Source organism: Methylobacterium gregans, assembly GCF_022179245.1.
In the GTDB taxonomy this organism is placed as follows: domain Bacteria; phylum Pseudomonadota; class Alphaproteobacteria; order Rhizobiales; family Beijerinckiaceae; genus Methylobacterium; species Methylobacterium gregans.
This window is the reverse complement of record NZ_BPQM01000172.1, coordinates 1-9,760: the sequence shown is the minus strand read 5'-3', so window position 1 is coordinate 9,760 and position 9,760 is coordinate 1. Positions and strand designations below refer to the sequence as shown.

Annotated in this window: 10 protein-coding genes; 6 read left to right on the top strand and 4 right to left on the bottom strand. The window is 71.8% G+C overall.

Annotated elements, in window-relative coordinates:
- The first annotated feature begins 204 nt into the window (after positions 1-204).
- From rpsM to MFF54_RS26150, 6 genes are all read left to right on the top strand, one after another.
- Complete coding sequence (gene rpsM, locus MFF54_RS26175) at positions 205-573, top strand: 30S ribosomal protein S13 (RefSeq protein WP_066917993.1); 369 nt, start codon at positions 205-207, stop codon at positions 571-573.
- Positions 574-741: 168 nt separating this feature from the next.
- Complete coding sequence (gene rpsK / locus MFF54_RS26170; RefSeq protein ID WP_066917992.1) at positions 742-1,131, top strand: 30S ribosomal protein S11; 390 nt, start codon at positions 742-744, stop codon at positions 1,129-1,131.
- Positions 1,132-1,231: 100 nt separating this feature from the next.
- The gene (locus tag MFF54_RS26165) at positions 1,232-2,107 is read left to right on the top strand and encodes an MBL fold metallo-hydrolase (RefSeq protein ID WP_238307119.1); all 876 of its coding nucleotides are present in this window, start codon (positions 1,232-1,234) and stop codon (positions 2,105-2,107) included.
- Between the two features lie 102 nt (positions 2,108-2,209).
- On the top strand, positions 2,210-3,229 hold the full coding sequence (locus MFF54_RS26160) for a DNA-directed RNA polymerase subunit alpha (RefSeq protein ID WP_066917989.1): 1,020 nt from the start codon (positions 2,210-2,212) through the stop codon (positions 3,227-3,229).
- Between the two features lie 199 nt (positions 3,230-3,428).
- Positions 3,429-3,839, top strand: coding sequence for a 50S ribosomal protein L17 (rplQ, locus tag MFF54_RS26155; RefSeq protein ID WP_238307118.1), 411 nt, complete (start codon positions 3,429-3,431; stop codon positions 3,837-3,839).
- Positions 3,840-3,948: 109 nt separating this feature from the next.
- Positions 3,949-4,233, top strand: a complete 285-nt coding sequence (locus MFF54_RS26150) for a hypothetical protein (protein WP_238307117.1) — start codon at positions 3,949-3,951, stop codon at positions 4,231-4,233.
- Positions 4,234-4,348: 115 nt separating this feature from the next.
- Here MFF54_RS26150 and MFF54_RS26145 read toward each other — a convergent pair whose 3' ends face one another.
- The 4 genes from MFF54_RS26145 to MFF54_RS26130 all read right to left on the bottom strand — a co-directional run.
- Entirely contained in the window at positions 4,349-6,247 is a 1,899-nt protein-coding gene (locus tag MFF54_RS26145; protein WP_238307116.1) for a response regulator, read from the bottom strand.
- Complete coding sequence (locus MFF54_RS26140) at positions 6,244-7,956, bottom strand: response regulator (protein ID WP_238307115.1); 1,713 nt, start codon at positions 7,954-7,956, stop codon at positions 6,244-6,246. The genes MFF54_RS26145 and MFF54_RS26140 overlap by 4 nt, the downstream gene beginning before the upstream one ends.
- Positions 7,953-8,999 carry a chemotaxis-specific protein-glutamate methyltransferase CheB gene (cheB, locus tag MFF54_RS26135; protein ID WP_238307120.1) on the bottom strand — a complete coding sequence of 349 codons (1,047 nt, stop codon included), beginning with the start codon at positions 8,997-8,999 and terminating at the stop codon, positions 7,953-7,955. The genes MFF54_RS26140 and cheB overlap by 4 nt, the downstream gene beginning before the upstream one ends.
- A gap of 50 nt (positions 9,000-9,049) precedes the next feature.
- A partial coding sequence (locus MFF54_RS26130) for a response regulator (RefSeq protein ID WP_238307114.1) occupies positions 9,050-9,760 on the bottom strand: 711 nt, incomplete at its 5' end.

Here is a 9,760-nt window from a genome sequence, read left to right as displayed (position 1 = left end):
GAATGGACGAAGACCGGCCTGCTAGCGCGGGCCGGTCTTCGTCCATTCGAAACGTGGCTCGAGGTGCCCTGATCGGGCGGCCGCGGGCCGCGTCGTCGTTCGACGGACGCGCAAGGGCCGGACTCCACCGGACGCGCGGCAACCAGAAGACCGGGCCCCGGGCCCGGCACCGAACCCCCCGGTTCGGCACCATGGAGCGTTATCTTGGCCCGTATCGCAGGCGTCAACATCCCGACCGGCAAGCGCGTCGTCATCGCGCTGCAGTACATCCACGGCATCGGCCCCAAGAAGGCCGAGGAGATCACCGGCAAGGTCGGCATCCCGGCCGAGCGCCGCGTGAACCAGCTCACCGACGCCGAGGTGCTCCAGATCCGCGAGACGATCGACCGCGACTACATCGTCGAGGGCGATCTGCGCCGCGAAGTCTCGATGAACATCAAGCGCCTGATGGACCTGGCCTGCTACCGCGGCCTCCGTCACCGCAAGCAGCTGCCCGTCCGCGGCCAGCGCACCCACACCAACGCCCGCACCCGCAAGGGCAAGGCGAAGCCGATCGCCGGCAAGAAGAAGTAAGTTTTTGGACTCGGGAGGCCGTGCTTCGCTCGGCCTCCTCTCCGTCGTGCGGGTGTCCCTCTGTGGCCCCGGACAGGCGCCGCGATCCCGCAAAGGCGCGCCGCCAAATCCCAAAGAATCCCGAGCGCCTGGCATTACGGGCGTGCCTGAAGGACCGACGAGCAGAACATGGCCAAGGAACCGCAACGCGTCCGCCGCCGCGAGCGCAAGAACATCGTCTCGGGCGTCGCGCACGTGAACGCCTCGTTCAACAACACGATGGTGACCATCACCGACGCGCAGGGCAACACGATCTCGTGGTCCTCGTCGGGCGCGATGGGCTTCAAGGGCTCGCGCAAGTCGACCCCCTACGCCGCGCAGGTCGCCGCCGAGGACGCCGCTCGCAAGGCCGCCGAGCACGGCATGCGCACCCTCGAGGTCGAGGTCTCGGGCCCCGGTTCGGGCCGCGAGTCGGCGCTGCGCGCCCTCCAGGCCGCGGGCTTCACCGTCACCTCGATCCGCGACGTGACCTCGATCCCGCACAACGGCTGCCGTCCGCGCAAGCGTCGCCGCGTCTAATCGGGCGACCGACACGGCCCCGTCGCGGGGCCGTGCGACTGGGCGGGCGGAGTCGTTTCGGCGGCGCCGCCCTCAACCGCAAGCGAACGGGGAGATCTGCGTGACGGACAGCTCGAAGGCACTTCCAGGCGTCCTGCGTTGGCCGGTCGGCGACCTCACGGTTACGGTCCTCAACGACGGATACCTGCAGGGCTCCCTCGATCTGGTCGCGGGCATCTCCAAGGACGAGGCCGGCAGCCTTCAGGCGGCCGGCTTCCGCGCGCAGGATCCGCGGATCACGCTGAACGCCTTCCTGATCACCGGCCCGGGCCGCAAGCCCGCTCTGATCGATACCGGGATGGGCGGCCTCGGCGGTCCGACGCTCGGCCATCTGCCCGCGGCGCTGGCGCTCACGGGCGTCAAGCCCGAGGAGATCGGCACGGTACTGGTCTCGCACCTGCATCCCGACCATGTCGGCGGCCTGATCGACGACCGGGGGCAGGGGCTCTACCCGAACGCCGAGATCGTGCTGCACACCGACGAGGCGGCGCACTGGCTCGGCGAGGACGCGCTGGCGCGCGCGCCGGAGGGCGCCAAGGCCTATTTCGAGAACGCCCAGAAAGCGGTGGCGCCCTACGGCGGCCGCCTGCGCTATCACCGGGGCGGCGAGGTTCTGCCCGGCATCGAGGCCGTGCACCTGCCCGGCCACACGCCGGGGCACACGGGCTTCCGGATCGTTTCCGGGGACAAGAGCCTGTTCAGCTGGACCGACGTGGTGCATCTGCCCGCGATCCAGTTCAAGCAGCCGGAGGCCGGCATGGTCTTCGACGTCGACGTCGAGCAGGCGCGCGAGACCCGCAAGCGCATGCTGGACATGGTGGCGAGCGACCGCAGCTTCGTGGCCGGCAACCACCTCGAATTCCCCGCGCTCGGCTACGTGGCGCGGGACGGGGCGGCCTACAGCTTCGTGCCGGAGCTCTGGGTCGCCGCGCAGTAGGTTTCATTCAGGGACCGGTTCCGCAGGCGGGGGCAGCCCGGCGGACCGGCCGAAACGCGTGGCGTCCCGGGGCGCGGCGCGTGAGAGGCGAGAGGTAGGACCGTGGTCATTCAGAAGAACTGGCAAGAGCTGATCAAGCCGAACAAGCTGCAGGTGACGACCGGCGACGACCCGAAGCGCGTCGCCACCGTCGTGGCCGAGCCGCTGGAGCGCGGCTTCGGCACCACCCTCGGCAACTCGCTCCGCCGCGTGCTGCTCTCCTCGCTCCAGGGCGCGGCCGTCACCGCCGTCCAGATCGACGGCGTGCTGCACGAGTTCTCCTCGATTCCGGGCGTGCGCGAGGACGTCACCGACATCGTCCTGAACATCAAGACGATCGCGATCCGCTCGCAGTCGGACACCCCGAAGCGCATGACGCTGCGCAAGACCGGCCCGGGCCTCGTCACGGCCGGCGACATCGCGGTCACCGGCGACGTGCAGGTGCTGAACCCCGACCTCGTGATCTGCACGCTCGACGACGGCGCCGAGATCCGCATGGAGTTCACGGTCGCCACCGGCAAGGGCTACGTCCCGGCCGAGCGCAACCGCCCCGAGGACGCGCCGATCGGCCTGATCCCGGTCGACTCGCTGTTCTCGCCCGTCACCAAGGTCTCCTACCGCGTCGAGAACACCCGTGAGGGCCAGGATCTCGACAAGGACAAGCTGACCATGACGGTCGAGACCAACGGCGCGGTCTCGCCGGAGGACGCGCTGGCCTACGCCGCGCGCATCATCCAGGACCAGCTGCAGGTCTTCGTGAACTTCGAGGATCCGCGGAAGGAGGAGGCCGCCCCGCTCGCGCCGCAGCTGCCCTTCAACCCGGCGCTGCTCAAGAAGGTGGACGAGCTGGAGCTCTCGGTCCGTTCGGCGAACTGCCTGAAGAACGACAACATCGTCTACATCGGCGACCTCATCCAGAAGTCCGAGGGCGAGATGCTGCGCACGCCGAACTTCGGCCGCAAGTCGCTCAACGAGATCAAGGAAGTGCTCGCCGGCATGGGCCTGCACCTCGGCATGGACATCCCCGGCTGGCCGCCGGAGAACATCGAGGACCTCGCCAAGCGCTTCGAGGAGCACTACTGAGGGGGGCGAAGCCGCCCCGGCCTTGACTTGGGCGGCGCATCTCGGCGCCGTCGCGCTCGACCTCCCGCCCCAGCGCAGCCGGGGCGGGCAGTCCCAAAAGATCCCGCCGCGGGGTTATGCGGAGAACGAAGACGCCTCTTGAGGAGGCACCGGCCGTTCCTTGGCACGGCGGCCGGCAGCATACGGAAAGGCCAGCACAATGCGTCACGGTTACCGCGGTCGCCGCTTCAACCGCACGGCCGAGCATCGCAAGGCGATGTTCGCCAACATGTCCGCCGCGCTGATCAAGCACGAGCAGATCATCACCACCCTGCCGAAGGCGAAGGACCTGCGTCCGGTCGTCGAGAAGCTGATCTCGCTCGGCCGCACCGACAGCGTCCACACCCGCCGCCTGGCGATGGCGCAGCTGCGCGACGCCGACATGGTCAAGAAGCTCTTCACGGTGCTGGGCCCGCGCTACCAGGGCCGCCCGGGCGGCTACTGCCGCATCATGAAGGCGGGCTTCCGCCACGGCGACAACGCCCCGATGGCCGTGATCGAGTTCGTCGACCGCGACGTCGACGCCCGCGGCAAGGATTCGGGCCCGTCCCAGGTCGCCGACGCGGCCTGAGCCGGTTCGGCACCAGCGGTGTTCCACGGAAGGCGGCCCCCCGGGGCCGCCTTCTTCATGTCGGGGGCGACCGCGTGCAGGATGCTCCGTACCGATAACGGCGGCGCATATGGCGACAGCTCTGCGCCGGGCCGCCGAACGGCCGCTGGCGGTGCGGCACATCAATGCCTCGATCCCCGACCCGGTCGATGCCGCGGCGCTGCCGGCGGCACTGAACGCCCCCGATGCTGCGTGCCCGCCGGATCTCTACGCCTTCTTCGACGAGGTCGAGGTCGAGACGCTCAGCGATCTCGCCCGCAGCGGCGCGGTCGGCTACGCGGCCCTCGCGCAGGGCGCGCGACGCTGCCTGCCGCCGGATGATGCCACACGGCTCGGGCTCGATGAGCGCGCCTGACTCGCAGTGGCGTCGGCGGCTCGATCGCGCGCTCCCGGTTCTCGATCTCGGCCGACGCGTGCTGCACGAGGCGATCGGGTTGGCTGGCACCCCTTGAGCGCCGCCCCGCCGGCCCTCAGGTCAGCAGCGCCGAGAGCCGCCGCGCCAGCTCAGCCGACTGGAAGGGCTTGGCCAGGACCGGCAGGTCCTCGGGGATCTCGATCGCGTCGGCGTGGCCGGTGAGGATCAGGACCGGCAGGTCCGGCCAGCGCGACCGCACGAGGTTCGCCAGGTCGACGCCGCTCATCCCCGGCATGGCGAGATCCGCCACCACGAGGTCGAAGGCCTCGCGCTCCAGGATCGCGACGGCCGCCGCGCCGCTCTCGGCCTCGGTCTCGCGGTAGCCGAAGCGGCGGACGAAGGAGGCGGTGACGTGGCGCACCTCCGGGTCGTCGTCCACCACGAGGACGCGGGCGGGCCGGCTCGCCAGGGGGATGTCCGCGTCCTCGGCCACCTCGGCCTCGGCCGCGCCCTCGGCGCAGGGCAGGGCGAGCTCGACGCGGGTGCCGCGCCCGACCGTGCTCTCGATGTTGAAGCGGCCCTTCGACTGCTGTGCGAGGCCGAACACCATGGCGAGTCCGAGCCCGGTGCCCTGGCCGACCGCCTTTGTGGTGAAGAAGGGCTCGCAGACCCGCTTCAGGATCTCGGGCGGGATGCCGCTTCCCTCGTCCGTCACGCTCACCCGCACGTAGGCGCCCGGGGCGAGGTCGGGGTCGTCGGCGATGACGAGCCGGTCGGTCGCCACCACGATCGTGCCGCCGTCCGGCATCGCGTCGCGGGCGTTGATGCAGAGGTTCAGGACCGCGAGCTCGAGCTGGTCGGGGTCCACCTGCGCGGCCGGCAGGTCCGCGGCGAGGTCGGTCCGCACGCTCACCAACCCGCCGAGGCTGCGGCCGAACAGGTCGCTCATGCCGGTGATGAGCGCGTTCACGTCGGTGGCGCGGGCGTGCAGGTCGTGGGTGCGGCTGAAGCTGAGGAGGCGCTTCGTCAGCGAGGCCCCGCGCTCGGCCGCCCCCCGGGCGTTCTCGATCAGGCGCTGGACGCGGGGCTGGCCCTCGACCTTCGGCACGGCGAGTTCCAGGCTGCCGAGGATCGCGGTGAGCAGGTTGTTGAAGTCGTGCGCGATGCCCCCGGCGAGCGTGCCCAGCGCCTGCATCTTGTCGGACTGGCGCAGGCGCGCCTCCAGGCTCTTCTGCTCGGTGACGTCGCGCTCGATGGTGGCGAGGTGGGCGACGGCGCCTGCGGCGTCGCGGATCGGCACCCGCACCACCTGCGTCCAGCGCTCGGCCCCGGCGGGCCCCTCGGAGACGAGGACGTTGCCGACTTCGCCGGAGCGGATCGCGGCCACGTCCGCCGCCGCGCTCGCGGCGGCCACGGGACCGAGATCCACCTCGCGCCGGCCGAGGCTGTCGGCGACCGAGCGGCCGAGGAGCGCCGCCTTGCGGGCGTTGAGGCGCACGAAGCGGCCGTCCGCGTCCTTGAAGGAGATCGCCTCGTCGGCGTGGTCGAGCAGGCCGCGCAGCAGGGCCCGCTCGGTGGCGAGATCCCGCCCGAGCCGGTGGCGGTCGAAGGCGGTGCGGACGGTGCCGCGCAGGAGCCCCGCGTCCCAGGGCTTCGTGACGTAGCCGATGATGCCGCCGCGGTTGAGCGCGGCGATCACCGCCGTGATGTCGGCGTAGCCCGTGAGCAGGATGGCCTGGGCGTCGTGGAAGGTGCGCGCCTCGGCGAGCAGCGCGTCGCCGGTCATGCCCGGCATGCGCTGGTCCGAGATCACCACGGCGATGTCTGGCTCGGCCCGCAGGATCTCCAGCGCCTCGGCGGGCTTCGGGCTGGTGAGGACCCGATACGCGTCCTCGAACAGATCCTCGAGGGCGATCAGGATGTCCGGCTCGTCGTCGACGGCCAGGATCGTGCCGCGATTCGCCGCCAAACCCGCCCCGTCCTCTCGGAAAGCGTCCTGGATACCGTGCGTCATGCGTCCACAGCCTGCCGCGGGATCCCGATCACGAAGCAGGCACCACCCCCGGGGGCCGTCTCCACACTGAGCACGCCGCTATGCGCCTGAACGACGCTGTAGGCAATCGCGAGGCCGAGTCCGGTGCCGGATCCAACCGGCTTGGTGGTGAAGAACGGCTCGAAGATCTTCTCGCGCAGATCCTCCGGGATGCCGGGGCCGGTATCGCAGATGCGGATCTCGTCGGTCTCCTCGCTCGCCCGGGTGGCGACCCGGATGGTGCCGCCCTCGGGCATCGCGTCGGCGGCGTTGGAGAGGATGTTCATCACCACCTGGTTGAGCAGCGCGGGGGTGCAGCGGATCTCGGCCCGCCCGGCGAAGTCGCGCTCTACCGCGATGCCGGTTCCGAGCTTGTGCTGGATCAGCGCCAGCACGGTCTCGATCGCCTCCGGCACATTGACGAGAGCCCGCTCGCCCTCGTCGAGGCGCGAGAACTTGCGCAGGTTGAGCACGAGATCCTGGATCCGGGTCAGGCCCATCCGCATGGCGCCGACTCGGTCGCGGGCCTTGGCGAGACCTTTCGCGCCGCGCTCGTCGCCGGGCGTGGGCAGCTCGCCGAGAAGGCGCTCGACCGTGCCCTGGTGGGCCAGGATGAAGGCCAGCGGGTTGTTGATCTCGTGGGCGATGCCCGCGACCAGTTCGCCGAGCGATGCCATCTTGGCGGCCTGGACGAGCTTGGCCTGCGCCTCGGTCAACCGGCGGTTGGCCGTGGCGAGGTCGCTGTTGGCCTGTTCCAGCGCGTCCGCGAGGCTGGCACGCGCCTCCGCCGCCTCCGCCTCGGCGCGGGCGCGCTCCACCGCCCGCTCGCGGACGCCGAACTCGCCCGCGATGCGGCGGTCGTCCTCCTCCAGCAGGCGGCGGCGCACGAGGCCGCGCACCCGCAGCGCCAGTACTTCGGCGTCGCTCTTCGCCACCACGTCGTCGGCGCCGGCCGCGTAGGCGCGCACGAGGAAGTCCTTGGCCGGCATCGAGCCCGAGATGCCGACGAGGTGGAAGCCCGCCCCGTCCGCCCGGCTGGCGCGGCGTGCATCGACCGCCCGGCACAGGTCCAGCCCGTCATAGGCTGGGCTCAGCAGGTCAAGGGTGACGCAGTCGAAGGGCTCGCCCTCTTGGTCGAGGGCGGCGAGCGCGTCCGCGGGCCCGTCCGCCGTGGTGACGGCGTGGCCCTCCTGGCCGAGCAGGCCCGCCAGAAAGGTACGGTAGGTGGCGCTGCCGTCGATGACGAGGACGCGCCCGCGCCGGAACCCCGCCGCGCCCGGCGCCTCGGAAGCGCCGGGCTTGCCGCGCTCGCGCAGCAGCGCGCGGATGCGCAGGACCAGGAGGTCGCGGTCGTCGGACTTGGCGACGTAGGCGTCGGCGCCGCTCTCCAGGCCCTGGCGCTCGCCCTCGCGGGCCCCGGTCAGCATCAGCAGCGGCAGCGCCCGGGTACGCAGCGAGAGGCGCATCTGCCGGGTCAGCTCGTCGCCGTTCATGCCGGGCAGGTGATAATCGGCCACGACGAGGTCGGGCAGTTCCTGGTTCAGGTGGTCGAGGGCGGCCTCCGCGGTCGGCACGCGCGCGACCGCGAAGCCGCTCCCTTCGAGCAGCAGGCGCAGCTCCAGGGCCTGAGTCTCCGAATCCTCCACGAGGAGGATGCGCGGGGGCGGAGCGGGCTCCGCAGCGGCGCTCACGGGGCTGCCTCGGGATCGACCAGGCGCAGGATCTGGCCCGCCACCTTGTCGAGGGGCAGGACGCTGCGCGCCGCGCCGAGCCGCACCGCGGCGGCCGGCATGCCGTAGACGACGGCGGTGCTCTCGTGCTCGGCGATGGTCTGGGCGCCGGCCGTCTGCATGTCGAGGAGGCCGAGCGCCCCGTCCTCGCCCATGCCGGTGAGCAGCACGCCGATGCCGGAGGCGCCGCATTGGCGGGCCATCGCGCGGAACAGCACGGTCGCGGCCGGGCGCTGGCCCGAGACCGGGGCGGTATCGAGGATGCGCAGGCTGCGGTTGGGGCCGAGTTCGAGGTGGCGGTCGCCCGGCGCCACGTAGACGCGGCCCGCCTTCGCCTGCTCGCCATCGCGGGCGATGCCGACCGCCAGCGGCACCACCCCGTCGAGCCAGTTCGCGAAGCCGTCCATGAAGGCCGCGCCCATGTGCTGGACGAGGAGAACGGGGAGGGGGAAATCCGCCGGTAGGGCACCGAGCACCCGGGCGAGCGCCGGAGGCCCGCCGGTCGAGGCGGCGATGCCGAGCACGGTCGGCGCCTGGAGCCCGGTCGCCGCGGCGGTGGGGCGGGCGGACGGGGCGCGACCGGCCCACTCGGTGCCGATCGGGCGGCGGCGGATCACCGGAACCTGGGCCATGATCCGCAGCTGCGTGCAGATCTCGCCCGCGATGCTCTCGTAGCCCGCATGCGTGGTCGCCACCGGCTTCTCGACCACCGAGAGAGCGCCGGCCCGGAGCGCGTTCATGGAGATGCGCAGCGAGGAATCCTCGACCGAATCCGCCACCACCACGATCGGTGTCGGGCGCTCGGTCATGATCCGACGGGTGGTCTCCAGCCCGTCGATGCCGGGGAGGCGGATATCCATCGAGATCACGTCGGGGCGCACGACGTCGATCATCGTCAGCGCCTCCTCGCCGGAGGCGACCGCGCCGACGATCTCCAGGCGCGGGTCGCGGGAGACGATGTGGCGCAGCAGTTCGCGCACCACGAGGCTGTCCTCGACCAGCATCACGCGGACGCGCCCGCCATGAACCCCGCCCTGCACGGTGCCGGCCCCGCTCACAGCAGGCGCCCGATCGTGTCGAGGAGCCCGCGCTGGTCGAACTTCTGCTTGGTCAGGTAGGCGTCGGCGCCGAGTTCGAGGCCGCGGGCGACGTCCTCGGGATCGCCGCGCGATGTCATCAGCACGGCGGGCAGGCGGCGGAAGCGCTCGTCCGCCCGGAGTGCCCGGAGCAGGCCGAACCCGTCGAGGCGCGGCATCTCCACGTCGGCGAGGACGAGGTCCACCGGCTCGATCTCGGCCCGGAGCCGGTCGAGGGCGTCCTGCCCGTCGACGCAGACGACCACGCGGTATCCGGCCGCTTCCAAGATGCCTTTCTCCAGGGTGCGGGTGGTGATGGAATCGTCCACGACCAGAATCGTCGCGCGCAACGTCGAACGTCGCGATTCCGGCCCGGTTCCGACGGTCGCGCTGTCCATTTCGGGCACGGGCCCAACGTCCCCCGCGACCGGTGCGGCGCCGACAGCGCGCGCGGCGAGGCCTTCCGGGTCCAGCACCAGCACCGGCGCGTCGCCGGGCAGGATCGCGGTGCCGGCGACGAGGTCCGGGTCGGCGCCGACCGGCGGCACCGGCAGGACGAGGAGGGTGCGCACGTCGTGCAGCCGCTCGACCGCGAGGGCGAGGCGGGCGCCGCCCGCCCGCAGCAGCACGGCGGTGAGGGTCTGCGCGGGCGCCGCCGCCGGGAGATCCAGCAGGTCGGCGAGCGCGGC